Genomic DNA, 26027 nt, shown 5'->3' on the forward strand with positions numbered 1-26027 from the left:
GGATCTCCTCAGGCGCGCGCCAGTGAATCCGCCACTTTTTCGAGGAATTTCACCGGTGATTTGATCACTACTTCGGTTTTCACTCGCACAATGGGTTTGCCCTGAAAGCGCTCCTCGCCTTTGATCTTCACGTCAACGGCGAGGATCACCACGTCCGCAGCGGCGATATCTTGCTGCGTCAGCGCCGTTTCGGTGCCGATGGTGCCCTGAGTTTCAACGTGGATGGTGTGGCCCAGCGCGTGGGCCCCTTTAATCAGTTTTTCGCGCGCAATGTAGGTATGCGCGATGCCTGCCGTGCAGGCCGCTACACAGACGATATTCATGTGTCACCTCAGAGAGTTAGGGTGTTAACAGAGGTCGGTTTCGGCGTACTGACTAAACAGCCGGATGATATTGCTGGCATCGTTTTCCACCAGCAGTTGGGCTATCACCTCATCATCGGCCAGCGCACTGGCCACCTGCGACAACAGGCGAATATGGGTGGTGTTCTGATCTTCCAGTCGCACCGCGAACAGGATGATGCAGCGCACCTGGCTGCCATCGAGCGTTTCCCACGGAATGTCGTGTTGGGTGCGGCCGATGGCGAGCGTGGTTTGTTTCACCGCGGCGGATTTACCGTGCGGGATGGCGATATGATTTTCGAAGCCGGTGGAACCTTCAGCTTCCCGCAGCCAGACGTCTTCGATAAAGGCGGCGCGGTCGCTGATGGCGCCGTCGTGGTAGAGCAAATCGGTGAGCTCATGAATCGCTTGCTCTTTGGTGGTGGCGGTCAGCGCCAGGTTAACGCGGCGCGGCGTCAGAATGCGCGAAATATCCATGTTCAATCCTCATTCAATTAATGTTCAGCCAAAGCGCAGGAGGCGCCGTCGGGCAGCTGGCTGCCAATCATGGCGTCAGTCACCCGCCGAATATCGTCATCGTTAAAAAAGGCACTGACATACACCGCCGGAACCGCTCCGGCGTTGAGGTGAATAGTGGTAATCACCAAATCCACCGTTTCTCGCTGGCAAAACTCCGCGTGATTACTGGCGGAAACCACGCCGACAATCTCCCAGTCCGGGAAGGCGCGCAGAATGCGACTCTTCAAAAGATGCGAGGTTCCCACGCCGCTGGAGCACACCACCAGAATGCGTTTGTGGGCGATTTGTCGCTCCAGCGCTGCCTGGAAATGCACGCACAGATAACCTATTTCGTCATCCGCCACCGATGAAAGTCCCTGGCTGCGCGCGGTTAATTGCATCGCCTGTTGCGTTAATGAAAATATTTCCTTCATCTCCTGCTGAATATCCTCCAGCAGCGGATTACGAATATGAATATGATATTTGAGTCGATTTAATAATGGCTTTATATGAACTAATAATCCTTCAAATAATAATCGGTCCTGCGCTAAGTCCTGCTGAATAAATGACGCGAAGCGATCGATTAATTCACAGGTTATTTTTACTGATTCAGCGGTGGAAAATTGATTATGCAGCGGCGCGTTATCGCCACGCTCTTCTACCACAATGCCGGACGAGACAATATATTGATAAATAAAACCCACTTCATCGGCTGGCAATGCGCAGCACATGCGCTGTTCAATCTGCACCACCATGTTTTGGGAAATCTTCAGAATGCGCTGATCGAGATCCTGCGCGCTGGTCAGGGTTTCCAGCGCCAGCGCGTTACCTTGCGCCATGCGATGCATCATGATCAGAATATGGGTGCAGAGATTGAGGTACCACGCGTCGCCCAACGGATAACTCAGTTGCTGCTCCATCTGCTGCAGCAGCGCCTGCACAAAAGCCACATCCTCGTCGCCAAAATAGTGCACCAGCGCTTGCTGGCTGCCGGGATCGAGGCGTGGTAGCAGCGGCGTGCCGGCGACGTTCTGCTGCATCACATCATTAATTAGCGAGACCATCGCCTGGCGCAGCGTCTGCTCATTGCCTTCGATGTGGGTGCCGCCGGGGCCGCGCTGCAGCACCAAACCCAGCGGCTGCAGCCACTCTTCGATCACCTTCAGGTCATTCACGATTGACGCATGACTGATAAAGTAGCGTTCCGACAATTTACTGATTGAAGTCGCGCGTGGCGCATCACTCAGCAGCTGCGAGGCAATCTTCACCCGTCGGCTGTTGTGGCTCAGCGCATCCGAACTGCTTTCGTCGCCGTTAAGCTGCTGCTCCAGTTGCAGACGCTGCTGCAGATCGTCTACCCGCAGACGTATGCCGCGTCCCGGCATTTTTTCCAGCTGCAGCGACCAGTCGCGAAGCCAACTCTCCAGCCATTGCAAATCGCGCTGGATGGTTTTCTCCGACACGCCAAGCTGTAAAGCTAATTCTTTTGTCGGCTGCGGTGCGGCATGATGCAGCAGCAATTTTACTAATCGGTGTTGTCGCGAAGTCAGTATTTGCATTCGTTCACCCTTATTTTGGCAAAACGTTTATGGCTAATTGGTGGTTATATTTATTCCATGCCAGAAATCAGACGCGCAAAAATGTGGGGCTTGTGGAGTATGAATTTAGGAGAGTAATCACTAAGCAACCATACTAAATGTTGTCCCGGCTTGCGGACACCATTAATACGCTAAATGCCTCGCGATATTAATTGCGAAGTTGCTCACAGATTATTGCCGATATTCACTGTGACATGGCTACCATTCCGTTTTAATTTTCCAACCAATATCACGCTATTTAATGCAAGACGATTCTGTTTGCTGAACGGGCTTCTCTGTGACTAAACCGTACGAATAAGGTAATATCCTCGCCAAATGACCGCCGGATGTCCCGCCGTTGCGGGACACGAAGTGAGGATGCGAGCTGAATGAGCGAATTGACGCAGGATGGTGCAGAGCGTCTTGCCCTGCACACGTTTACCGAAAACGCGTACCTGAACTACTCCATGTACGTGATCATGGACCGCGCGCTGCCGTACATCGGCGATGGCCTCAAGCCAGTGCAGCGCCGTATTGTGTATGCCATGTCGGAATTGGGTCTCAATTCCAATGCCAAATTCAAAAAATCGGCGCGTACCGTTGGTGACGTGCTGGGTAAATACCATCCGCACGGCGACAGCGCCTGTTATGAAGCGATGGTGTTGATGGCGCAGCCCTTCTCCTACCGCTATCCGCTGGTGGATGGCCAGGGAAACTGGGGGGCGCCGGACGATCCGAAATCCTTCGCCGCGATGCGTTACACCGAATCGCGCCTGTCTAAATACGCTGAAATCCTGCTGGGTGAACTCGGTCAGGGCACGTCCGATTACATTCCGAACTTCGACGGCACCCTGCAGGAGCCGAAGATGTTGCCGGCGCGTCTGCCCAATATTCTGCTCAACGGCACCACCGGCATCGCCGTGGGGATGGCGACCGACATTCCGCCGCATAACCTGCGCGAAGTAGCGGAAGCAGCGGTCAAGCTGATCGACAACCCGAAAACCACGCTGAATGAGCTGCTGGATATTGTGCAAGGTCCGGATTACCCGACCGAAGCGGAGATCATCACGCCACGCAGCGAAATCCGTAAGATTTATCAGAGCGGTCGCGGTTCGATTCGTCAGCGTGCGGTGTGGAAAAAAGAAGATGGTGATGTGGTGATCACCGCGTTGCCGCATCAGGTGTCGGGCGCACGCGTGCTGGAGCAGATCGCTAACCAGATGCGCAATAAAAAGCTGCCGATGGTGGAAGATCTGCGTGATGAGTCCAACCACGAAAACCCGACGCGTTTAGTGATTGTGCCGCGCTCCAATCGCGTGGATCTCGAGCAGGTGATGAATCACCTGTTTGCCACCACCGATCTGGAAAAAAGCTACCGCGTTAACCTGAATATGATCGGACTGGATAACCGTCCGGCGGTGAAAAACCTGCTGGAAATCCTCTCTGAATGGCTGGTGTATCGCCGCGATACCGTGACGCGCCGCCTCAACTATCGTTTAGATCGCGTGCTGCGTCGCCTGCATATTCTTGAAGGTATGCTGGTGGCGTTCCTCAATATTGATGAAGTGATCCACATCATCCGTACCGAGGATGAGCCGAAGCCGGTGCTGATGTCGCGTTTTGACATCAGTGAAACCCAGGCCGAAGCGATTCTCGAACTGAAACTGCGCCATCTCGCCAAACTGGAAGAGATGAAGATTCGCGGCGAGCAGGCGGATTTGGAAAAAGAACGCGATCAGCTGCAGGCGATTCTGGCGTCCGAGCGCAAGATGAGCAATCTGCTGAAGAAAGAGTTGCTGGCCGATAGCCAAACCTACGGCGACGATCGCCGTTCGCCGCTGCACGAGCGCGAAGAAGCCAAAGCGCTGAGCGAAACCGAGCTGGTGAGCGCTGAGCCGGTGACCATCGTGCTGTCGCAGATGGGCTGGGTGCGCAGCGCCAAAGGTCACGATATCGATCCGGCGGGCTTAAGCTACAAAGCGGGCGACAGCTATCTGGCCGCCGCACGCGGCAAGAGCAATCAGCCGGTGGCCTTTATCGACTCCACCGGACGCAGCTACACGCTGGATCCGACCTCATTGCCGTCTGCGCGCGGGCAGGGCGAGCCGCTCACTGGCAAACTGACGCCACCGCCGGGCGCCGTGATTGAGCAGGTGCTGATGGAGCCTGACGATCAGAAGCTGTTGATGGCCTCTGACGCCGGTTACGGTTTCATCTGTACCTTTGCCGATCTGGTGTCGCGCAACCGTGCCGGTAAAGCGCTGCTGACGCTGCCGGAAAACGCCAAAGTGATGACGCCAATGGCGGTACATTCGGGCGATGATATGCTGCTGGCAATTACCCAGGCCGGACGCATGTTGATGTTCCCGGTTGGCGATCTGCCGCAGATGTCGAAAGGCAAAGGCAACAAGATCATCTCGATTCCTGCAGCGGAAGCCGCGGCGGGCACCGACAAATTACAATGGTTGCTGATTCTGCCGCCGGGCGCGTCAATCACCGTGTATGTCGGTAAACGTAAGCTGATCATGCGTGATGAAGATCTGCAAAAAGTGCGTGCCGAGCGCGGTCGTCGCGGCAGCGTGGCGCGTGGCCTGCAACGTATCGATAGCGTAGAAGTGAATGCACCAGCGCGTCCGAAAGCCGACGCGAGTGAAGAGTAACGCTGTAATTCAGGCGATGGAATGCCCCATTTGAGGAATCTATGTTACTAATTTTACGAGCAATTATTGTTATTGTTTATTCGATTCTGGTCAGTATTGTTGGCTGTATCTGGTGTCTGTTTTCACCGCGTAATCCGCGTCACGTCGCAACTTTCGGCCATCTGCTCGGTCGGCTGTCGACGGTGTTTGGTCTCAAAGTGGAACTGCGTAAACCGGCGGAAGCCGCGCATTACGGTAACGCGATCTATATCGCTAACCACCAGAACAACTACGACATGATCACGGCGGCCAAAATCGTGCAGCCGACCACCGTGACCGTGGGCAAGAAAAGCCTGCTGTGGATTCCGTTCTTTGGCCAGCTCTACTGGCTGACCGGTAACCTGCTGATTGACCGTGATAACCGCTCCAAAGCGCACGGCACCATCGGTGAGTTGGTGGAGCAGTTCAACAAAAAGCGCATTTCGTTCTGGATGTTCCCGGAAGGGACGCGCAGCCGCGGTCGTGGTTTGCTGCCGTTCAAAACCGGTGCGTTTCATGCAGCGGTAGCAGCCGGTGTGCCAATCATCCCGATTGTGGTTTCCAACACCCACGACAAGATCAAGCTGAACCGCTGGAACAACGGTTTGGTAATTGTGGAGATGTTGCCGCCGGTCGATACCTCGCAGTTTGCTACCACCTCGGTGCGTAAGCTCGCCACGCACTGCCGTGAATTAATGTCGACTAAACTGGAAGAATTGAACGCCGAAGTCGCCGAACGCGAAAAAAACGGTAAACTCTGAGCAGCCAAAATGGGGCAGGTGATCATCTGCCCCGTTCTCAAGCCACACAGCAACTCATCATTAATTAGAACAACATGGACACGGCGTCCTCACGCCACGCTCAAAAGGTCTGAAGTTTTATGTCTTGCAGCAGACGTCAGTTTATTCAGCTTTCTGCCGGTGTCGCACTGGCTTCCGGTGCTATGCCTTTCGCCGCCCGCGCCGCCGTGCCATTGGGCGATACGCCACTTCCTATTCCACCGCTGATTGAATCACGTCGCGGTCAGCCGCTGTTTCTCACCTTGCAGCGCAGCCATTGGTCGTTCAGCGGCAACAGCAACAAAGTGCCGGTGTGGGGCTTTAACGGCATGTATCTCGGCCCAACGGTGCGCGTGTATAGCGGCGACGATGTGAAGCTGATTTACAGTAACCGCCTCAACGAACCGGTATCGATGACCGTCAGCGGTTTGCAGGTGCCGGGCGCGTTAATGGGCGGTGCGCCGCGCATGATGTCGGCCGGAGCCGACTGGGCGCCGGTGCTGCCGATTCGTCAGGGTGCGGGCACATTGTGGTATCACGCCAATACGCCAAATCGCATGGCGCCGCACGTCTACAACGGACTCGCCGGCATGTGGCTGGTGGAAGATGACGTCAGTAAATCGCTGCCGCTACCGAAGCATTATGGCGTCGATGATTTCCCGCTGATTATTCAGGACAAGCGCCTCGATAACTTCGCCACGCCGGTTTATAACCCGCCCTCCAGCGGCGGTTTTATGGGCGACGTGCTGCTGGTGAACGGCGTGCAAAATCCCTATGTCGAAGTCTCACGCGGCTGGGTGCGTTTGCGTTTGCTGAACGGCTCGAACGCGCGCCGCTTCGATCTCACCTTCTCCGATAATCGCCCCTTTACGGTGATCGCCAGCGATCAGGGCTTCCTGCCTGCGCCGGTGGCGGTGCAGCTGCTGACGCTGGCTCCCGGCGAACGTCGCGAAGTGCTGGTGGATATGTCACAGGGCGATGAAGTCTCGATCATGGCCGGAACGGCGGCGGGTTTGATGGATCGCCTGCGCGGATTGTTTGAGCCGTCATCGATTCTGACCAATACGCTGGTGCTGAGCTTACGCCCAACCGGTTTATTGCCGCTGGTGACTGACAATCTGCCGATGCGTTTGCTGGCGGATCAGATTCTTGATGGCGTGGCGGTGCGCACGCGCGAATTCCGTATTGGTGACAGCGAGCCGGGCATTAACGGCGTGTTGTGGGACATGAACCGCATCGATACCACCGTGCAGCAGGGCACCTTCGAGCGCTGGATTATCCACGCCGATCGCCCGCAATCGCTGCATATTCAGGGCGTGATGTTCCTGATTAAGAACGTCAATGGCGCGCAGCCGATGGGCGAAGATCGCGGCTGGAAAGATACCGTTTGGGTGGATGGCAGCGTGGAGCTGCTGGTGAGCTTCCCGCAGAGTTCGTCGGATCACTTCCCGTTTGTCTATTACAGCCAGACGTTAGAGATGGCAGATCGCGGGACGGCGGGGCAGTTATTGGTGAATTCAGCGTCTTAATAAAAAACGGTGCGCATAATCGCGCACCGTAGGGTCGCCATTTATGGCGACCTTTTCACATCACTATCCGTTAAACGCCTCCGGATCCGGTCCCAAACGGTTGCCGCTATCCAGCCTACTGATCTCACTCACTTCAGTTTTATCCAACCTAAAATCAAACACCTGGAAATTCTCACGAATACGTTCCGGGGTAATCGACTTCGGAATCACCACCAAACCGCTATCCAGATGCCAGCGGATAACAATCTGTGCCGGCGTCTTGCTATATTTCTTGGCCAGCTCGCGGATAATCTCCTGATCAAACACGCCTTTACCGCCTTGCGCCAGCGGACTCCAGGATTCGGTTTGAATCTGGTGCAGCGCATTCCACGCATGCAGCGTGCGCTGTTGCAGCATCGGATGCAGCTCAATCTGGTTCACCACCGGCGACACGCCGGTTTCATCGATCAAACGCTTTAGGTGCGCCTCGTGGAAGTTACATACGCCGATGCTTTTGGTTAAGCCCTGTTGCTGCAGCTCAATCAAGCCTTTCCAGGCTTCAACGTAGTTATCTTTTTCCGGGCACGGCCAGTGCATCAGATATAAATCCACCTGCTCCAGCTGCAACTTCTTCAGGCTGGTTTCCATCGCCTGCTGCCAGTTGGTTTGGTCGTCGTTCCACAATTTGGTGGTGATAAAAATGTCTTCGCGCGCCACGTCGGTATCTTGCAGCGCTTGCCCAACCGCTTCCTCATTTTTGTAGATAGCGGCGGTATCGATGGAGCGATAGCCGACTTTCAGGGCTTCCAGGATGGCGTTACGCGCATCCTCAATGCTCGCTTGCCACACGCCGAGGCCAAGCTGCGGCATCATGTTGCCGTCGCGCAATTTAATAATGGGTTGATCTGCCATAATTGCTCCTTATCTGTTGCAGGGACTTACCGTAGAAAAGATGTGCTTAAGTCTAGTCAACAAACCTCACCTCAGGATCATTGTGGCAAGCGGGCGGCACTTTTGCCTGATGGATTTCTGCAAGAATCTTGCCTGATTCTCCAGAATAGTGGAGCTTTGCACAGCCTTACGGCAAACTGACTTTTTAGCTGCCCGAGAGAGATGCATGCCAAACGACGCCCTTTGCCGTCAGCTAGCGCAGCGTGTAGTTTCGCTGATGAGTGATCTGAATAAGCCGCTGTGCGCGGTAGAAAACGTCAAACTGATCTACGCCTGCGAAACCTTGCCGCGTACGCCGATGATGTATCAACCTGGCATCGTGATTCTGTTTCAGGGACGTAAAACCGGTTATCTCGGCAGCACGGTTTTCCACTACGACGCCACCAAATATCTGATGCTCACCGTGCCGCTGCCGGTGGAGTGCGAAACCGAAGCCTCCCTGGCGGAGCCGTTAGCCGGCATGTGTTTGAGCGTGGATGTTGCCAGCCTGCAGGATTTGCTGATGGACATCGGCGATGACGAGCAGTTCCAGCCGCAGGCGCAAACCTCCGGCATCCATTCGGCGTTTATGAGTGAAGAGATGCTGTGTGCGGCCGAACGCTTGCTGGATGTGATGAATAACCCGCGCGACGCCCGCGTGCTGGGTCCGCAGCTGGTGCGCGAGATCATCTATTACGTGTTAACCGGACCGATTGGCGGCGCGCTGCTGTCGCTGGTCAATCGGCAGACGCAGTTCAGCCAGATTGCACGCGCGCTGCGTCGCATCGAAAACCATTTTGCTGAAAGCCTGAGCGTCGATATGCTGGCCGCCGAAGTGAACATGAGCGTTTCGGCGTTTCATCATAACTTCAAAGCGGTGACGCAAACCTCGCCGCTGCAATACCTTAAGCGCTATCGCCTGCATCAGGCGCGCCTGATGATGCTGCAGGATGGCATGAAAGCCAGCGCGGCGGCGGTGCGCGTCGGTTATGAAAGCCCATCGCAGTTTTCGCGTGAGTTTAAGCGCTATTTCGGCGTGACGCCGGGAGAAGAGGCGAGCCGCGTGCGTCAAACCTTACCGTTTGACGCCGCGTCGTAATCAGGAGAGTTTCTGGCGGCGTTTTTTCCAGATCACCACAATGCTGCCGGCCAGGCCGATAAACAGCAGCGCGATCGGCAGAATCATCAGGATCGCCATCACCTGATCTTCATGGCGCTTGATAAAGGGCACATGGCTGATACCGTAGCCCAGCGTCACCACAATCCCAACCCACAACAAGCCGCTCAGCCAGTTAAACAGCTGGAAGCGGCCATTGTTTAAGCCGGAAATCCCGGCCATGGTCGGCAGTAAGGTGCGCACAAAGGCCAGGAAGCGGCCAACCAGCAGCGCCATCAAACCGTGGCGGTTAAACATATTCCACGCGCGCTGATGATATTGCGCGGGCAGATGCAGCAACCAGCTTTTCACCAGTTTGGTGTTGCCGAGCCAGCGTCCTTGCAGATAGCTGAGCCAGCAGCCGAGACTGGCCGCCGTGGTCAGAATCACAATGGTCGGCACGAAGTCCATCACACCTTTGGCGACCATCGCGCCCGCCAGTAACAGCAGGCTATCGCCCGGCAGGAATGACGCGGGCAGCAAACCGTTTTCCAGAAACAGCGTTAAAAACATCACGCCGTAGACAATCCAAACCACATCCGGATTGCCGAGCGCGGCAAAATCCTGATGCCAAAGCGCCTGGACAATCTCATGTAAAACACCCATCAGCTATTCCATCGAGTCACAAGGAGTCTAATTTTAACCTTCTGTGGCATTGCATACGTTGATCTCTCATCGCCGCCACAGCGTGGTTTATCTTCTGTTTAACTTCTTAAACGTGCAAAACCGGCTTTAAGATCATCCAGCAAGTCATCGACATGTTCGAGGCCGATATGCAGACGCACCAGCGTGCCGTCAAAATCCACGCCGCCCGCCGGACGAATCGCCGCCAGCTCTTCAGGCTGGTTCGCCAGAATCAGTGATTCATAGCCGCCCCACGAATACGCCATGCTGAAATGGTGGAAGTGATCGAGGTAATTTGCCAGCTGCTCACGGCTCAGTTTTTCATGCAGGATGAACGAGAACAAACCGCTGCTGCCGCTGAAATCGCGCTGCCAGAATGCGTGGCCTTTACACTGCGCCAGCGCCGGATGATTAACGCGCGCCACTTCCGGCTGCGTTGCCAGCCATTCGGCCACCTGCAATCCGCTCTCTTCATGCTGACGCAGACGCGTGCCCAATGTACGAATACCGCGGCTCGCCATATAGGCGGTATCGGCATCGACCATCTGGCCCATCAGATAGGAGTTCTCGCGCAGCTGCGGCCAGCAACGTTCATTCGCTACCGCCGTGCCAATCATCGCGTCGCTGTGACCAATAATGTATTTGGTACCGGCCTGAATCGAAATATCAATGCCATGCTCCAGCGCGTTAAACAACACGCCCGCCGCCCAGGTGTTATCGATCATGATGATCGCCTCCGGCGCTTTGGCGCGCACGGCGGCAACAATTGCTGGAATATCCTGCACTTCCATGGTGATCGATGCCGGTGATTCCAGGAACACCACGCGCGTATTCGGCTGCACCAGTTCGCCAATTTCGCTGCCGATGCAGTGATCGAAATAGGTGGTGGCGACGTTCAGCTTACTGAGAATTTTCGAGCAGAAATCCTGCGTCGGTTCGTAGACGGCGCCGCTCACCAGAATATGGTCGCCGGCTGCGACAAAGGACAAAATGGCATTAGAGACCGCCGCCGCGCCGCACGGATAGAGCGCGCAACCTGCGCCGCCTTCCAGCTCGGTCATGGCGTCTTGTAGCGAGAAATGGGTGAGGGTGCCGCGACGACCATAAAACAGCTCGCCTGACGCGCGGCCAGCGGTAGCACGTTTCTTGTCGGCGACCGTGTCAAAAACCAGGGATGAAGCGCGTTGAATTACGCTGTTAACTGAGCCTTGCGTGTAACGTTTACTGCGTCCCGCGCTGACAAGCGTGGTGTCTATTTTTTTCGTTGCCATCACTGCCTTTCCTGACATTTCCCACAAAACATTCACGTTACCACGAATCAGTGTAGCGGGTTGAGCCTGATTGCGGATTATCAGAGTGAGGCCAGTATTGCGCATAACATCCGCTAACTTGTGGAAATCGCGGGCATCTTTGCTTTGTAAATAGTAATGAGAACCACTATCACTTCGGTGGTATTTTTTGCTATGATCCGCGCTTCAATCGTGAACTGTGCAACAGAAGTTGGAGATGCAGCGTGGTAGCCAGTGATTTGATGCAAACGGATCTTTCCGTTTGGGGCATGTATCAGCATGCCGATATCGTGGTAAAGATTGTGATGATTGGCCTGTTACTGGCTTCCGTTGTCACATGGGCAATTTTCTTCGGTAAGTTTGCTGAGCTGAGCGGGGCGAAACGTCGCCTGAAACGCGAGCAGCAAGCGCTGGGCGAAGCCCGCTCGTTAAACGATGCTTACCGTGCTGCTGAAAACTTCAAAGGCAACAGCCACAGCGCTGTGCTGCTCAACGACGCGCAGAATGAGCTGGAGCTGTCCGCTGGCACCGAAGATCTGGACGGCATTAAAGAGCGCACCAGCTTCCGTCTCGATCGCCGCGTTGCTGCATTCAGCCGTCATGCCGGTCGCGGTAATGGCTTCCTCGCCACCATCGGCTCCGTTGCGCCGTTTATCGGTCTGTTCGGTACCGTATGGGGCATCATGAACAGCTTTATCGGCATCGCTAAAACGCAAACCACTAACCTCGCAGTCGTCGCGCCGGGCATCGCCGAGGCGCTGCTGGCTACCGCGATTGGTCTGGTGGCAGCAATCCCAGCAGTCGTCATTTACAACGTGTTCGCGCGTATGATTGCCAGCTACAAAGCGTCGCTGGGCGATGTCGCCGCACAGGTGATGTTGCTGCAGAGCCGCGATCTGGATCTCGGCAACGTCGATACCGCGAAAGAAGCCAACCGTCCAGCGGCGGCACAGAAACTGCGCGTAGGATAAGTATTATGGCGATGCGTTTAAACGATGACTCGGTCGGCGATGGCGAAATGCACGAAATCAACGTGACGCCGTTTATCGACGTCATGTTAGTTCTGCTGATCATCTTTATGGTCGCCGCGCCATTAGCTACCGTCGATGTGCGCGTAAACCTGCCAGCATCGACCAGCGCGCCGCAGCCGCGTCCGGAAAAACCGGTTTATCTCTCCATCAAGGAAGATAAGCAGATCTTCATCGGTAACGATGCGGTCACCAAAGAGACGCTGGTGAATGCGTTGACGGCACAAACCGAAGGCAAGAAAGACACCACCATCTTCTTCCAGGCGGATAAATCGGTTGATTACGCCACCCTGATGGAAGTGATGGATCAACTGCGTGAAGCCGGTTATCTGAAGATTGGTTTGATGGGCATGGAAACGGTGAAGAAATAACACCGTGTTACAGTGGTAATAATGATGAGAAAGGCCGCTCTTTGAGTGGCTTTTTTATTACTGAAAAAAAAGCAGGCACAGAGTGCCTGCTAATAAGATAAATAAAGTTATTAGAACTGCTCAGTTTGCACCAGCAACTCACTCTCACCTTGGCTATAAACCTGATACTGCACGCCAGCTACCGTCAACGTACCGGCTTGTTGTGTCCAACCGCTTTCGCTGTTATTAAGCGCGGCATGCCACTGTGCAACCTCAGCTTCATCGCCGCCCAGTAATTGCTGCGTTTTACCATTGGCGATAAAGATTCCTTCTGTGGCCTCACTCAGCACTGCATTAATAATCGGCAACGGTGGCTTAATGGTATCCACTGTTATATCCCAGACAGGAGATTTTACGTCGCTTCCTTTATGCGCCACGCTAAAGGTGTGTGCGCCCTCCGCCAGCTTGCTCCCCGGAGTAAAGTTCCAGCTGCCATCGGCGGCGATGGGAGCCTCTCCAATCAATACACCATTATCAAAAACCTCAACCTTATGTCCGGCGATGCCGGTTCCATACAGCGTGGGTTGGTTGTCGTTGGTCTTGCTGCCGTTGGACAGATCGCCAATACCAGCGCCAACATCATCATAGATGCGATCCAGCACCGGCGCGTCATCAATGCCACCCGGAAGCGCTTCCACTATCAGCGTAAAGGGCTCTGACTTGCTGCTTTTACGATCGTGTGAATCAACAGTTTCGGCGCGCAGTTCATGCTTACCATCCTCCAACTCAACATACGCCTCCCAGAAACCGTTTTTGTCCGACGTGGTAGTTTTGATCAGTTCGTCACCGTCATAGATATTTACCTTGCTATTAGGAGCTGCCACGCCTTTCAGGGTTGGCGTTTTATCATCAGTGATATCGCCCGGAGAAAGCATGCCCGTTTGCTTCCCGGCATCATCAAATGCCTGAAGGATTAACGGTGCATCGGGATGTTGAGTATCAACGTCTAATATTACCAGCAGAGGAGCGCCATAATTACCGGCTGCATCAATAAGGCGAACGCTAAAAGTGTGTTCGCCTTCGCTCAACGGCGTAGGTGGTGTCCACTCCCATCGTTCATTTTGCACAATGACGGTATAAACTATATTATCAAGCACGATCTCCACAGTTGAACCGTTTTCACCAGGAGCTTTGCTACTAAATTTCCAATTTGGATCCTTGATCCATTGTTTTAACGCGTTTTGTACTGTGTTCATTGTTAACACCCAGGGTTAAAGGGCAGGCGCGGTGCGCCTGCAAAAAGAGGAAAACAGGGGTTAAACCAGTTCGGTTTTCACGCCTTCCTGCACCAGCAGTTCAGCTTCGCCGTGGTTATAGACGTGATATTCCGTCCCGGCGATAGTGACGGTTCCCGTCTGCTGCTGCCAGCCGGTAAACTCCTCGCCCTGCGGCAGAATGTCTTTTAGCTGCACAACATCGCCGTTATTGCCGTTGACCATAAACTGGGTTTTACCGTCGTCAATAAACAGACTGTTATCACCCTCGGCTAAAATTTTATTCAGTGAGACTTCGTGGATGCTGATGTCGTTATGAGTTTCATCCTGAATATCCATTGTCTTATTAACGGATGAGGAAGGATATTTCCAACTAATCGTATCAATATATACCCTGCCATAGTCGATGCCGGGAACCTCTTGAGGTATAAATTTAACTGAAGCAATTGTCTTCCCGGATGGTGCTGTATAATTCATATCATGGAAGTATTCATAGTCGTTTTTTCCTAAACTATATCTGTCGAGGGTTTTTCCATTTTCGTCAAGAAAAACGACTGATCCATTAGGTATTGCTTGATATCTAAAGGATACTGACTCAACTGCAGAACCAAAACTCATCGTTGCTGGATCTGTATTTATTTCCACTAGCTTGCCCATGTCAAGTTCTCCAGTTACGCTTATGCATTTGGAGTTGCTGCTGCTGCTGCTGAATTTCACGCCAGAATCAAATTCCCATTCAGATAACCGTGACATATATGGGCAGTCATCAAAGTTTTCATGTCCCCTTAAAAATTGATTATCGGCTGGATCTTTAGCAATAGACAGCTTGAAGTTGTCTGAAGGCACGCTGATATTGCCCAGTTTATCCGCGCTGGTTACAGTGAAATTGTGATCACCGTCAGTCAGGGGATCTTTAGGAATAATTGTCCAGCGGCCGTTCTCATCGGCAACGGCGCTGCCAATCACCGTATTACCATCTAAAAGGCGCACCATAGAGCCCGCTTCGGCGCTGCCGCTGAAGGACGGTTTTTTATCATCGGTTTGCGCGCCCGGGGTTAACCAGCCTGTCTTATCTCCGGCTTTATCTTCCACGCGCAGGATTTCCGGCTGGCCCGGGGCGGTGTTATCGACGTTGAGGATCATCATATAGGGCGCGCCGATATTCATGGCCTGATCAATCATGCGGAAAGTGAGGGTGTAGCGGCCATCTTCCAGTTCAAAGGGCGGCTTCCAGTCCCATTTGCCGGTGAGGGGATCAATCAGCGTGGTGTAGACCATGCCATTCAGCACGATCTCCATGGTGCTGCCTTTTTCAGCGACTTCGGTGCCGCTGAATTTACTCTGTCGATCTTTAGTCCATTTTTCGTTCGTGGTACCAATAGGGTTACTCATGGTTGTGTCCTTCAACATAGATTTCTGGGGTTAGATAAGATTAATTGTTTCGTTAATCTGGCGGACGTGAGAGTAAGAGGGACACTTAAATGCATGTACGAGAAATGTCCCGAAGTAGGAAAAATCCTGGATGAAGTTAATAGAGGCATGGAAAGCGTTAAATAAGCGTAAATATTTTCCTGCGGCGCTCGCGATCAACCTCTGTACACTATGAGGTAAAAATCCAGTAGCACGGAGAGTCAGTGGCGAAATATCAGCAGTTGGTGGAAACGCTTCGTACGCAAATTGAAGCAGGGATCTGGCCGCCGGGTGAAAAGCTGCCATCGCTACGCCAGCAGGCGGAGCTGAGCGGATTGAGCCTGATGACGGTGATGCACGCCTATGAAGTGCTGGAAAGTCAGGGCTGGATCGTCTCAAAGCCGCAATCGGGCTATTACGTGGCGCCGCGCGCCGCCGAAAGTCGTCCCCGGCTGCCCACTCATGAGGTCGCTAAAACCGATCAGGCGGATACCAACAGCTTCGTGTTTGATGTGCTGCAAGCCACCCGCAATCCCGCCATCATGCCGTTTGGCTCAGCCTTTCCCGATCCCGAACTTTTTCCGCAGCGCCAGCTGATGCGCTCGCTGGTAAAAGTCTCACACAACTTAAAGCCCACCGATGCGCTCAACAACCTGCCGCCAGGCAATGAAGCGCTGCGCAAAATTCTGGCGCAGCGCTATGCACAGCAGGGCATCACGCTGTCGCCGGATGACATCGTCATCACCAACGGCGCGATGGAAGCGCTCAATCTCAGCCTGCAAGCCGTTACCGAACCCGGTGATTGGGTAATCCTCGAAAATCCGTCGTTTTATGGCGCGCTGCAGGCGATTGAACGCCTCAAGCTGAACGCGATTGCCATCGCCAGCGATGTGGAGCAAGGCATGGATTTGGAAGAGCTGGAGCAGGCGCTACAGCGCTGGCCGGTGAAAGCCTGCTGGCTGATGACCAACCGGCAAAATCCGCTCGGCTTTACCTTGAGCGCCGAGCGCAAGCAGCAGCTGGTGGGACTGCTGGCGCGCTACAACGTGGCGATGATTGAAGACGACGTTTACGGCGATCTGTATGAAGGCCATGACAAACCGCTACCGGCCAAAGCCTTTGATCGCGATGGCAACGTGCTGCACTGCGGCAGTTTCTCTAAGAATCTGGTGGCGGGATTTCGCGTTGGTTGGGTAGCAGCCGGACGTCACGCACAGCGCGTGCAGCGTATTCAGTTGATGAGCACGCTGTCTACCAGCGCGCCGATGCAGCTGGCGCTGGCCGATTTCCTCAGCACGCGCAGCTATGATACGCATCTGAAGAAGCTGCGGCAGACGCTGGCAAAGCGCAAGCAGCTGGCGCAACAGGCGCTGCGCCGCGTGTTGCCTGCCGATGCCAGCATCAGCGACACGCCGGGCGGCTATTTTCTCTGGGTTGCGCTGCCAGCGCAGATCAACACCACTGAGCTGTATCATCTCGCCTTGCAGCAGGGAATCAGCATCGCTCCCGGTCAGCTGTTTTCCAGCAGCGAAGGCTTCAGCCACTGTTTCCGCTTCAACACCGCCTGGCCGTGGGATGAACGCGCCGAAGCGGCGGTAGAGACGTTGGGAAAACTGATTGCCGAGCTAAATCGTTAAACCTGGGCCGCCTGCTGGTGGCCCCAGGTGAGATAGTAGACGTCGTAGAAATCCACTTCACCTTTCTGCTTCATCAGGCGATCAATGCCGCTGCGCACGCGATCCGGCGTGTGCGGATTATCGAGAATTTTGTCCAGTGCCTGTTGCGAAACCGGCTGCACGTAATACCACTCGCCGTTGTAGCACACGCGCAGATCCAGCGTATCGATATCTTCGAAGCGATATTTCGGGTTGATATCCATCAGCATCAGCACGCTCATCACCACCACAAACACCGTGGCAAACCAGAAGGCGGGCCAGCCGAGCATGTCGGTGGAGAAGATCAGCGCCACGCACAGCGCGTAACACAGATACATGATGGCCCAGAGCCCCGGATGGGTTTTCAGGAAGGAAAAGCTAAAGCGCGGCAAATTATCGCGCTGTCCCTCGCGGTTCAGCGTGGCGATTTCGTCGAGCAGGATTTGTTTGATCGCGTCCATTGTTCACCTCTAATTATCACTGCCTGCCAGTAAAGCACATAACAGTGAAGCGAATTAGAGACAGATTTGGTGTGTTTTTTTATAACAGTTGGGATGTATTGCTCAAGATTGCACTGCACACGTTGAGATGGTGTCATACCGGGAACAAGATGCGCTTTTTAGGATGAATAACCATGCGACATCATGTGCTGCGCGCTAAGGAGTTGAGAAATAACATGACGCCAGCAGAGCTTAAGCTCTGGTCTCTGCTGCGTGCCAGACAATGTGGCGGTATGCGGTTTCGCCGCCAGTATCCTTTCGGCCCGTATATTTTGGATTTTGCCTGCCTGGAGAAACGGCTAGTGATTGAACTCGATGGATCGCAACATGGTGAAAACGTCAGATATGACGATGAACGCACGCAACGGTTGAATAGACATGGCTGGCGTGTGCTGAGATTTTGGAATCATGAAGTGATGCTCGAGTCGGGCGCGGTTTTTGCGGTGATTATGGCGGCGTTGATGGGATAGTGCTGGGTGATGTGTGTGCCCGTTGTCCCCCTCCTCGGTCCTCCCCCATAAATGGGGGAGGAAGATGCTGCCACATGCCTGTGATGAAGCTGCATGTGGCAGCATCTCCTTCCCCCGCTAGCGGGGGAAGGCCGGGATGGGGGACAGCGAGCACAATCTGGTACAGCCAGCACGATCTAACTTACTTGCCCCACAATCTGCAAATTCGCCTCATCTGGCACTTCGTTGTAAGACAGCACATTCAAGCCATTAGCAAACAGACGTGCGTAGCGCGCAATCAATGGACGCAATTGCGGCGTCACCAGCAGCACCTGTGTCAGGTTCTGCGCTTTCAACTGCTCCATCATCACCGGCAGCGTGCTCTGCAGCTGCGTCAGGATATTTGGATCAACCGGGAAGCTATCCAGCGCCACTTTACCGGCTTGCTGCGCCTGATTGAGCGCCGCCAGCAGCAGGTTCTCCAAACTGTTTTCCAGCGTATACGCCGACAGCGGTTTGTTGTCCGGCGCAATCGCCGCCACCATCGCACGGCGCAAGGCATAGCGCACATCGGAAGTCAGCAGGATCGGATCTTTGGTGATCGCCGCGCTCTCCAGCAACGTCGTGGCGATGGTGATGATGTCTTTCAGCGACACCTGATCGTTCAGCAGCAGACGATACACTTTTAGCTGCAAGCTGTAGTTCACCGCCGCATTCACATCTTCAGACAGCTTAGGCGCCACGTTCGCCAGACGCTGATGCAGCTGGGTAATGTCATCGTAGTTAAACAGCTCGGGCAGGTTCTCGCGCACCACTTTATTCACATGCGTAGCCACCACGCTGGCGCAATCCACTACCTGATAACCCAGGTTCAGCGCTTTAGCTTTCTGCTCGGGCAGAATCCACGTCACCGCCATGCCGTAAGCCGGATCGGTATCCAATACGCCATCGATTTCACCGTACTGTTCCGGCGTCGGGATCGCCATCAGACGATCGGCATGCACTTCGCCGACAGCGGTGCGCACGCCGTTGATCTTGATCGCGTACTGCGCCGGCTTGAGATGGAAATCCTCACGCAGGGCGATTTCCGGCAGCAGCACGCCGCTGGTTTCTGACACCACTTGTCGCACGCCGCGCATACGCAGCGTCAGCGGCGCGCCTTTGCCTTTATCTACCAGCGTCACCAGCTTGTAGCCGAGATTCAAGCCGATCGGCTCAACCATCGGGATATTGTCCCAACCGATAGCAGGCTGATCTTCTGGCTGCGTCAGCGCCTGGTTGATCGCTTCCATATCGTGGTGATCTTGCGTCGGCGCTTTCACGCCACGGCTTTGACGCCAGGCAGCGAACAGCAGCATCGCGGTAAAGATCAGGAACACCAGATGCGGCATGCCCGGCACAATCGCCAGCACAAACATCACGGCGGAGGCGGTATACAGCGTGCCCGGTCGTGCCAGCAGCTGCGTCTTAATGTCATCGCCCATATCCGCGCCATCACTGATGCGCGTCACGATAATCGCCGCTGCGGTCGAAAGCAGCAGCGATGGAATCTGCGCCACCAAACCATCACCGATGGTCAGCAGAACATATTGCTCAAAGGCTTGGCCCGCCGGTAAACCGTGTTTGAACATGCCGATCAAAATCCCGCCGATCACGCTGATCATCAGGATCATGATCCCGGCGATAGCATCACCACGCACGAACTTCGAGGCACCGTCCATCGCTCCGTAGAAGTCAGCTTCGTTGGCCACATCCTGACGACGCGTGCGCGCCTGTTCCTGATTGATCAAACCGGCATTCAGATCGGCATCGATCGCCATCTGTTTGCCCGGTAACGCATCGAGGGTAAAGCGTGCTGACACTTCGGAGATACGCTCAGCACCTTTGGTCACCACCACAAAGTTGATGATCATCAGGATGATGAACACCACAAAGCCGACGACGAAGTTACCGCCAATCACCACGTTACCGAAGGCTTCAATCACCTTACCGGCAGCGCCGACGCCTTCGTGACCGTCGAGCAGCACTACGCGCGTCGAGGCGACGTTGAGCGTCAGACGCATCAGCGTGGTGATCAGCAAAATGGTCGGGAAGATGGAGAAATCCAGCGGGCGTTTACTGTTCACGCTGGCCAGCAGCACCATGATCGCCAGCACGATGTTAAAGGTGAACAACACGTCCAGCACAATCGGCGGCAGCGGCAAAATCACCATCGCCAGCACGCTGAGCAGCAGTACTGGCACGCCGATGTGGGCCTGGCGCAGCAGTTGTGTGAACTGGCGCGTTTTAAGTTGGCTCATGAGCTTTCATTACCTCATCTAAGTTCGGCAGTTGGGTATCCAGCCGAGGTTTTTCACCCTGACCGGTGCGCCAGGTTTGCAGTTGCATCACGTAAGTCAGCACCTGTGCAATCGGACGGAACAGGGCTGCAGGAATTTGTTGGTTGATACGCGTGCTGTGATAAACGGCACGCGCCAGCGGCGGAAACTCCACCACATCAATTTTGTGTTTACCGGCCACGCTGCGGATATAGAGCGCGACGTCATCCACACCTTTGGCCACCACGTAGGGTGCAGCGGCCTTTTTCGGGTCGTATTTCAGCGCCACCGCGAAGTGCGTGGGGTTGGTGATCACCACATCCGCCAGCGGCACTTGCTTGTTAATCTGGCCCATCGCCATCTGACGCTGCAGGTTACGAATGCGGCCTTTTACCTGCGGATTTCCTTCGTTGTTCTTGTGCTCATCGCGCACCTCTTTCTTCGACATCTTCATTTTTTTGGTGAAGAAGAATTTGGTCAGCGGCACATCAATCACCGCGAACAGCACGATGGTGATGATAAACAGCCGCATCATCGACTCGAACAGGTGCAGGCCCTGATTGATGGCGTCGCGTAAAAACAGGCCTTGCAGATCCATCATCGCGGTCAGATTGCCGGTAATGGTGCTCCACAGCAGCGCCAGCATCAGCAAACATTTGGCGATCATCTTCAACACCTCAACGTAGTGCTGCATCGAGAACATGCGCTTTACTCCGCTGATTGGATTGAGCTTTTTAAAGTCTGGCTTAATGCGTGTCAGCACAAAGATCCAGCCACCCGGCACCAGCGTTGAAAGGGCGGCGGCGAACGGGATCGGGATCAGCGTGACGATAAATTTCATGATGATCAGCACCTGCGTCAGCATGAACTGGTGCAGCGCGCCATCATCCTGGATGCGATCGGCCATCTGGCGTACGGCCTGAAAGGACGCCTGGATTAACTCCCGATAGTAGGGAAAAAACAGGCCCATCGTCACCAGCGCCATCACCAGGCTAACGGCCAGGTTCACCTCTTTGGAGCGAGGAATGTCGCCTTTTTCACGCGCTTTACGCAGTTTTCCCGGGCTGGGTTTTTCGCTCTTATCACCACTTCCTGCATCGGCCATCAGTAGCTCCTCATTTTTTCCAACATACCGAGCACCTGATTGGTAAGCTCAAGGTAGTGGCTGCCGACATTGCCCATCAGCAAGGTGAAGCAGAACAGGCCGAACAGCATGCTGATCGGGAAGCCCAGCGCGAACAGGTTTAGCGTCGGTGAAATGCGGTTCAGCAGGCCAAATACGCCTTGCACCAGCATCATGATGATCACCGTGGGCATCGCCAGCAGCAGCGCGCCGCTGAAGATCCAGCCAACGCCGCCCGATAGCGTACGCAGGGAAACTTCATTAATCGCCTGACCAATCGGCCAGTAGGTAAAGCCGCTAAACAGAATCGACATCAGCAGCAAATGCCCATCCATGCTGAAAAACAGCAGCGCGGCCCACACCTGAATAATCTGTGAGATCACCATGGTGGAACTGCCGCTGGTGGGATCGTTCATCACCGCCATGCCGAGGCCCATGTTCATCGACAAAATATTGCCCGCTGTCTGCAGCGCCCAGAAGGTCCACCACAGCATCTGGCCAAACAGGAAGCCCCAAAGAATTTGTTCGCCGGTCAGAATCAAACTCTGCACCGACATCAGATCACGCAGCACCACGTTATGCGCCAGCATCGGCGTCATAATGATGCTCAGTAGCAGCGCCAGGCCGAGTTTGGCCTTGCGTGAAAAAGCCCGGTTATCCAGCAGCGGGCAAAAGTGCATAAAGGCATAGATGCGCACGAAAGGCAGCCACAGCGCGAAGATCGGTTGGATCAGATCGTTGATGGCGATATCCATCGTTAGCCTACTAGCTGCGCGGCTTGCTGAAAGATCAGCTGGGTGAAATCGATCAGCTGCGTCAGCATCCATTTACCGGCAAATACCAGCACCAGCAGCGTCATGATCAGACGCGGCAGAAAGCTCAGCGTCTGTTCGTTGATCTGGGTAGTCGCCTGGAAAATACTCACCAGCAGGCCGGTGATCAGGCTCGGCACGATGGCAACGGCGGAGATCATCAGCACCAGCTTCAGACCTTGTGCCAAAATGTCGCCGGCGATGTCGATATTCATCATAATCCCAGCCCCTGTACGCTCTGCGTCAGCGTGCCAACAATCAGCGACCAACCGTCACACAGCACAAACAGAATCAGTTTGAACGGCAGGGAAACAATCAGCGGTGACAACATCATCATCCCCATCGCCATCAAAATACTGGCGACGATCAGGTCGATCACCAGGAACGGGATGTAGATCATGAAGCCAATTTTAAAGGCGGTTTTCAGCTCGCTCAGCACAAAGGCCGGCGCGATGATAGTGAGATCTTGCGCTTCCGGCTCGCCGGTCGCGTTCGCAATGGTCATGATCTGCGCCAGCGAGGTGCTGTGAGTTTGCGACAGCATGAACTTTTTCAGCGGCACCTGACCGGTGCTCAGCGCCTGTTGCAGGCTGATTTCATTGTTCTGATATGGGACAACCGCGTTGTCATAGACGTTGGTCCACACCGGACGCATCACCAGCAGCGTCAGCACCAGCGCGATGCCGGTCAGCACTTTGTTCGGCGGGCTTTGCTGCAGGCCAATTGCCTGACGCAGCAGAGCCAGCACAATGATAAAGCGGGTAAAACAGGTCATCATCAGCATCATGATCGGCAGCAAGCCGAGCAGCGTCATCAGAATCAGAATTTCAACTTTTACGCTGTACTCCTGGCCGCCATTGGCGGAGGGCACAGCAGAGAACAACGGCAGTCCGTTCTGTTCTGCCAATGCCAATGAAGGCACCAGCAGCAGGCCAGCCAGCGCCAGCCCTCCTTTAATCCAGCCGGAATTGCGCATTATTATTAGCCCGCCAGTTCGCTAAGATCGCTGTTGTTGAACTCAATCAGGCGCAGGCCATATTTGTCGTTCAGCACCACCACTTCGGCTTTACCAAACAGAATGCCGTTCACTTTCACGTCCAGCGGTTCACCGGCCAGCTTATCCAGTTCGATGACCGAGTCGTTGCCCACGCCAATCAGGTCGGCGAGAGAGATCTCAATCGACGCCACTTCCAGCGTCAGCGTCACCGGAATGCGGCTGAACAGCGCGAGGTTACGCGGTGCGTCACGCGTGACCGCAGTAACCGGCTCGGCTACTTCCGTTTCAGGCTGGTTTTCCAGGTTAAAATCGAGGTCCAGCGCAGTGGCTAAATCATTTAAATCGCTCATGTTATTCACTCGTACGTTCACTGAATTCGGAGAAAAAGAGTTTGCCGCGCTCTTCGCAGATTACGGCGCTAAACAACGGTTGATCGCCCACCAGCAGTGGAATGCGGTCATTCATGGCAAAGGGCAGGACATCGTCCGGCTTCAGACGTGCCAGGTCCGCTACCGTCATCGGCAGCGTGGCTAAGCGTCCGCGCAGGCGCACCGGCAACTGCTTAAAGCTGTGTGGACGGGTAGGCACTGGCGTGTTGCGATTCGCCTCGGCAGGTTGGCGCAGCGTGCTGAGTAAACGGTCAACGTGCGCGGCATCCAGCAGCAGCGAGAACTTGCCATTGCTGTAACCGTCAAGGAAGAAATCCACACGATAAGACCATTGGGTTAATAACGATGCCGGGTCTGGTTTAATGTTCAGCGCTTCGGTAAATAACTCGTCACCGCAAATTAAATGCACCAGCTCGCTGGCCAGTTTCATTTGCAAACGCTCTTCCGTTTTGGTTACCGGGAAATTATCGGCCGTTAACTCATGCTGGTCGTCGCGTGATAATCCGTAATAGTCGTGTAAAATATTCAGTAATAAGGCGCGGTCGAGGCGAAATGCCAGGTTACCCAATTCACTGCTGAAAATGGTGGCCTGCTTAACCGCACAATCCATCTGAAATTGCATATCGCGCAAACTGACATCGACACGAAACTTCTTCAGAAAATAGATACCCAGTTTGGCGTCTAAGCGATCGCTATTATCTTTAAATACTTTCGGGACCTTGTGATACGGGCGACCGAGTTTATTGACTTCCAGTTTCATCAGCTCAGGCTGATTTTCTGGGGTATAGATTCTCATCCGATTGGATTTCGTGCGCATCTTCATGCTTCCGTCTGTCAGGGTGAACCTGTCTTTAATAGAATGAATGCGATCCCGCTGGTGATTCCCTTTTATCAGTCACGTCTTAATTCATAAGAATTTGCTGATATAGGAATCTTCTAATCTTTATTAAGCGAGATGTTTTCTCTGGTGCAAATTAAAACGTTTCCGTCTAATTAAAACAAGGTGGAAAAACTTATTAATCCATTAATTGAAAACCGAGAATCAGATTAATTAAATTTGTTAAGTAACTAATAAACATAGATTAATCTTTTAATACTGCGAAGATGCTAGCTAGGAATAGTCCGATACGTATACTCAGCGCACAACACAGGCGGAACCAGCAATTCGGCATCTTTACCGGGCTTGATATAAGTCGATTCTTAATAACGAATAGTCTGGCTTTCACCTTCGGAAAACGTATGAAATGTCATGCGTAATAAAGGCAACTCTTTTTCTTATAAAGATGCGTCTCTTACTCGGTGTTCAGGAAATTTTCATTATGAATATGGCTGACTCAATGCAAAAGAATAATGATGATCGCTTTATCGCTCAGGCTTCATCGAGTGTGAATCTGTTTGCACTGGCGCAACGTGTAGCAAAATTCAATGTGCCGGTATTAATTACCGGTGAAACTGGCACCGGTAAAGAGTGCGTGGCGAAGTATATTCATCAACACGCATTTAAACAGTCAGCACCTTACGTTGGTGTTAACTGTGCAGCGATTCCAGAGAATATGCTGGAAGCGATTTTATTCGGATATGAAAAAGGTGCGTTTACCGGTGCGGTCAGTAGCCAGCCAGGTAAATTTGAATTGGCCAACGGCGGCACATTATTACTTGATGAAATCGGTGATATGCCGTTAGCGCTGCAGGTTAAATTACTGCGCGTATTACAGGAGCAGGAAGTTGAGCGCCTCGGCAGCCATAAAAAGATTCCGCTCGATATACGTTTAATTGCTTCTACTAATAAAGATTTGGAAGTGGAGATCGCCGAAGGGCGTTTCCGTCAGGACCTGTTCTACCGCCTGTCGGTGGTGCCAATGCACATCACGCCGCTGCGTGAACGTACCGCAGATATCCTGCCGTTAGCTGAACGCTTCATTGAAAAATATAAGGCTTTCGTCAAACACCAACCGCGCATCACCGAATGTGGCCGTCAGGCGCTGGAAAGCTACAGCTGGCCGGGCAACGTGCGTGAGCTGGAAAACATCATGCAACGCGGCCTGATTATGTGCGCCGATGGCGATCTGCACGCGGGCTGCTTCAACCTGAAAGTCAGCACTACCTTGCTACCGGAAGTGATGGTGCAGCAGCTGGGCGACGCCGCCAACGCCGAAGAATGCCAGATTAAGAGTCACGGTCGTCGTGCCGAATCGCAGTACATCCTTGATTTGCTGAAACGCAATCAGGGCAACAAATCCAAAACCGCCGAGTTTCTTGGCATCACTCCACGCGCGCTGCGCTATCGACTGGCCTCCATGCGCGAGCAAGGCTTTGACCTCGGCTGCGCCTGATAAAAGAGA

Annotated in this window: 25 protein-coding genes; 9 read left to right on the forward strand and 16 right to left on the reverse strand. The window is 53.9% G+C overall.

Going from position 1 to position 26027, the window contains the following annotated elements; translation table 11 throughout:
- Positions 1–8: 8 nt before the first annotated feature.
- The 3 genes from K5Y32_RS18665 to K5Y32_RS18675 are packed head-to-tail and all read right to left on the reverse strand — an operon-like array spanning position 9 to position 2398.
- Positions 9–323 carry a PTS fructose transporter subunit IIB gene (locus K5Y32_RS18665; RefSeq protein ID WP_101763009.1) on the reverse strand — a complete coding sequence of 105 codons (315 nt, stop codon included), beginning with the start codon at positions 321–323 and terminating at the stop codon, positions 9–11.
- Between the two features lie 24 nt (positions 324–347).
- Positions 348–818, reverse strand: coding sequence for a PTS sugar transporter subunit IIA (locus K5Y32_RS18670; protein WP_061720482.1), 471 nt, complete (start codon positions 816–818; stop codon positions 348–350).
- A gap of 17 nt (positions 819–835) precedes the next feature.
- Complete coding sequence (locus tag K5Y32_RS18675; RefSeq protein ID WP_222185403.1) at positions 836–2398, reverse strand: transcription antiterminator; 1563 nt, start codon at positions 2396–2398, stop codon at positions 836–838.
- 407 nt (positions 2399–2805) lie between these two features.
- Between K5Y32_RS18675 and parC the strand changes: the two genes are divergently transcribed.
- From parC to ftsP, 3 genes are all read left to right on the forward strand, one after another.
- The gene (parC, locus tag K5Y32_RS18680; RefSeq protein ID WP_137386541.1) at positions 2806–5076 is read left to right on the forward strand and encodes a DNA topoisomerase IV subunit A; all 2271 of its coding nucleotides are present in this window, start codon (positions 2806–2808) and stop codon (positions 5074–5076) included.
- A gap of 41 nt (positions 5077–5117) precedes the next feature.
- Positions 5118–5855, forward strand: coding sequence for a 1-acylglycerol-3-phosphate O-acyltransferase (locus tag K5Y32_RS18685; RefSeq protein ID WP_101763012.1), 738 nt, complete (start codon positions 5118–5120; stop codon positions 5853–5855).
- 119 nt (positions 5856–5974) lie between these two features.
- Positions 5975–7402 (forward strand): cell division protein FtsP, encoded by a 1428-nt coding sequence (ftsP, locus tag K5Y32_RS18690; RefSeq protein ID WP_222185404.1) that lies wholly within the window; start codon positions 5975–5977, stop codon positions 7400–7402.
- Positions 7403–7465: 63 nt separating this feature from the next.
- Here the strand turns inward: ftsP and dkgA are convergent, their stop codons facing one another.
- Complete coding sequence (gene dkgA / locus K5Y32_RS18695; RefSeq protein ID WP_222185405.1) at positions 7466–8293, reverse strand: 2,5-didehydrogluconate reductase DkgA; 828 nt, start codon at positions 8291–8293, stop codon at positions 7466–7468.
- 205 nt (positions 8294–8498) lie between these two features.
- Between dkgA and K5Y32_RS18700 the strand changes: the two genes are divergently transcribed.
- Positions 8499–9410, forward strand: coding sequence for an AraC family transcriptional regulator (locus K5Y32_RS18700; protein ID WP_222185406.1), 912 nt, complete (start codon positions 8499–8501; stop codon positions 9408–9410).
- Here K5Y32_RS18700 and K5Y32_RS18705 read toward each other — a convergent pair whose 3' ends face one another.
- Positions 9411–10073: a DedA family protein gene (locus tag K5Y32_RS18705; RefSeq protein WP_101761796.1), complete on the reverse strand. Its 663-nt coding sequence runs from the start codon at positions 10071–10073 to the stop codon at positions 9411–9413.
- Positions 10074–10171: 98 nt separating this feature from the next.
- Entirely contained in the window at positions 10172–11362 is a 1191-nt protein-coding gene (gene metC / locus K5Y32_RS18710; protein ID WP_222185407.1) for a cystathionine beta-lyase, read from the reverse strand.
- A gap of 260 nt (positions 11363–11622) precedes the next feature.
- Here metC and exbB point away from each other — a divergent pair, with 260 nt between their 5' ends.
- Positions 11623–12351: a tol-pal system-associated acyl-CoA thioesterase gene (exbB, locus tag K5Y32_RS18715; RefSeq protein WP_176972228.1), complete on the forward strand. Its 729-nt coding sequence runs from the start codon at positions 11623–11625 to the stop codon at positions 12349–12351.
- 5 nt (positions 12352–12356) lie between these two features.
- On the forward strand, positions 12357–12779 hold the full coding sequence (gene exbD / locus K5Y32_RS18720; protein ID WP_008103349.1) for a TonB system transport protein ExbD: 423 nt from the start codon (positions 12357–12359) through the stop codon (positions 12777–12779).
- A 110-nt stretch (positions 12780–12889) separates the two neighbouring features.
- Here exbD and K5Y32_RS18725 read toward each other — a convergent pair whose 3' ends face one another.
- Together K5Y32_RS18725 and K5Y32_RS18730 are read right to left on the reverse strand one after the other, a co-directional pair.
- Positions 12890–14014 carry an Ig-like domain-containing protein gene (locus K5Y32_RS18725; protein ID WP_222185408.1) on the reverse strand — a complete coding sequence of 375 codons (1125 nt, stop codon included), beginning with the start codon at positions 14012–14014 and terminating at the stop codon, positions 12890–12892.
- Between the two features lie 60 nt (positions 14015–14074).
- Positions 14075–15424, reverse strand: coding sequence for an Ig-like domain-containing protein (locus K5Y32_RS18730; protein WP_222185409.1), 1350 nt, complete (start codon positions 15422–15424; stop codon positions 14075–14077).
- A 242-nt stretch (positions 15425–15666) separates the two neighbouring features.
- On the opposite strand from K5Y32_RS18730, the gene K5Y32_RS18735 reads away from it, so the two are divergent.
- On the forward strand, positions 15667–17079 hold the full coding sequence (locus tag K5Y32_RS18735) for a PLP-dependent aminotransferase family protein (protein WP_222185410.1): 1413 nt from the start codon (positions 15667–15669) through the stop codon (positions 17077–17079).
- Here K5Y32_RS18735 and K5Y32_RS18740 read toward each other — a convergent pair.
- A complete protein-coding gene (locus K5Y32_RS18740) occupies positions 17076–17558 on the reverse strand; it encodes a YlaC family protein (protein ID WP_176971763.1) in 483 nt (160 codons plus the stop codon). The two genes, K5Y32_RS18735 and K5Y32_RS18740, sit on opposite strands and share 4 nt — an antisense overlap.
- 173 nt (positions 17559–17731) lie before the next feature.
- Between K5Y32_RS18740 and K5Y32_RS18745 the strand changes: the two genes are divergently transcribed.
- A complete protein-coding gene (locus K5Y32_RS18745) occupies positions 17732–18067 on the forward strand; it encodes an endonuclease domain-containing protein (protein ID WP_255602697.1) in 336 nt (111 codons plus the stop codon).
- 176 nt (positions 18068–18243) lie between these two features.
- On the opposite strand, the gene K5Y32_RS18750 is transcribed toward K5Y32_RS18745, so the two are convergent.
- The 7 genes from K5Y32_RS18750 to K5Y32_RS18780 are packed head-to-tail and all read right to left on the reverse strand — an operon-like array spanning position 18244 to position 24481.
- Positions 18244–20346 carry a flagellar biosynthesis protein FlhA gene (locus K5Y32_RS18750; protein WP_222185412.1) on the reverse strand — a complete coding sequence of 701 codons (2103 nt, stop codon included), beginning with the start codon at positions 20344–20346 and terminating at the stop codon, positions 18244–18246.
- A complete protein-coding gene (gene flhB, locus K5Y32_RS18755) occupies positions 20333–21469 on the reverse strand; it encodes a flagellar biosynthesis protein FlhB (protein WP_222185413.1) in 1137 nt (378 codons plus the stop codon). Before flhB ends, K5Y32_RS18750 begins: the two co-directional genes overlap by 14 nt.
- Positions 21469–22242 (reverse strand): flagellar biosynthetic protein FliR, encoded by a 774-nt coding sequence (fliR, locus tag K5Y32_RS18760; protein ID WP_222185414.1) that lies wholly within the window; start codon positions 22240–22242, stop codon positions 21469–21471. Before fliR ends, flhB begins: the two co-directional genes overlap by 1 nt.
- A gap of 2 nt (positions 22243–22244) precedes the next feature.
- Complete coding sequence (gene fliQ, locus K5Y32_RS18765; RefSeq protein ID WP_168197468.1) at positions 22245–22517, reverse strand: flagellar biosynthesis protein FliQ; 273 nt, start codon at positions 22515–22517, stop codon at positions 22245–22247.
- The gene (fliP, locus tag K5Y32_RS18770; RefSeq protein WP_222185415.1) at positions 22514–23275 is read right to left on the reverse strand and encodes a flagellar type III secretion system pore protein FliP; all 762 of its coding nucleotides are present in this window, start codon (positions 23273–23275) and stop codon (positions 22514–22516) included. Before fliP ends, fliQ begins: the two co-directional genes overlap by 4 nt.
- A 5-nt stretch (positions 23276–23280) precedes the next feature.
- Entirely contained in the window at positions 23281–23646 is a 366-nt protein-coding gene (fliN, locus tag K5Y32_RS18775; protein WP_222185416.1) for a flagellar motor switch protein FliN, read from the reverse strand.
- Position 23647: 1 nt separating this feature from the next.
- Positions 23648–24481 (reverse strand): FliM/FliN family flagellar motor C-terminal domain-containing protein, encoded by an 834-nt coding sequence (locus K5Y32_RS18780; protein WP_255602698.1) that lies wholly within the window; start codon positions 24479–24481, stop codon positions 23648–23650.
- A 541-nt stretch (positions 24482–25022) separates the two neighbouring features.
- Here K5Y32_RS18780 and K5Y32_RS18785 point away from each other — a divergent pair.
- Positions 25023–26018: a sigma-54-dependent Fis family transcriptional regulator gene (locus tag K5Y32_RS18785; RefSeq protein WP_255602699.1), complete on the forward strand. Its 996-nt coding sequence runs from the start codon at positions 25023–25025 to the stop codon at positions 26016–26018.
- The last annotated feature ends 9 nt before the right edge of the window (positions 26019–26027 follow it).

Origin of the sequence: Pantoea sp. DY-15 (assembly GCF_019795935.1) — a bacterium.
GTDB classification, from domain to species: domain Bacteria; phylum Pseudomonadota; class Gammaproteobacteria; order Enterobacterales; family Enterobacteriaceae; genus Pantoea; species Pantoea leporis.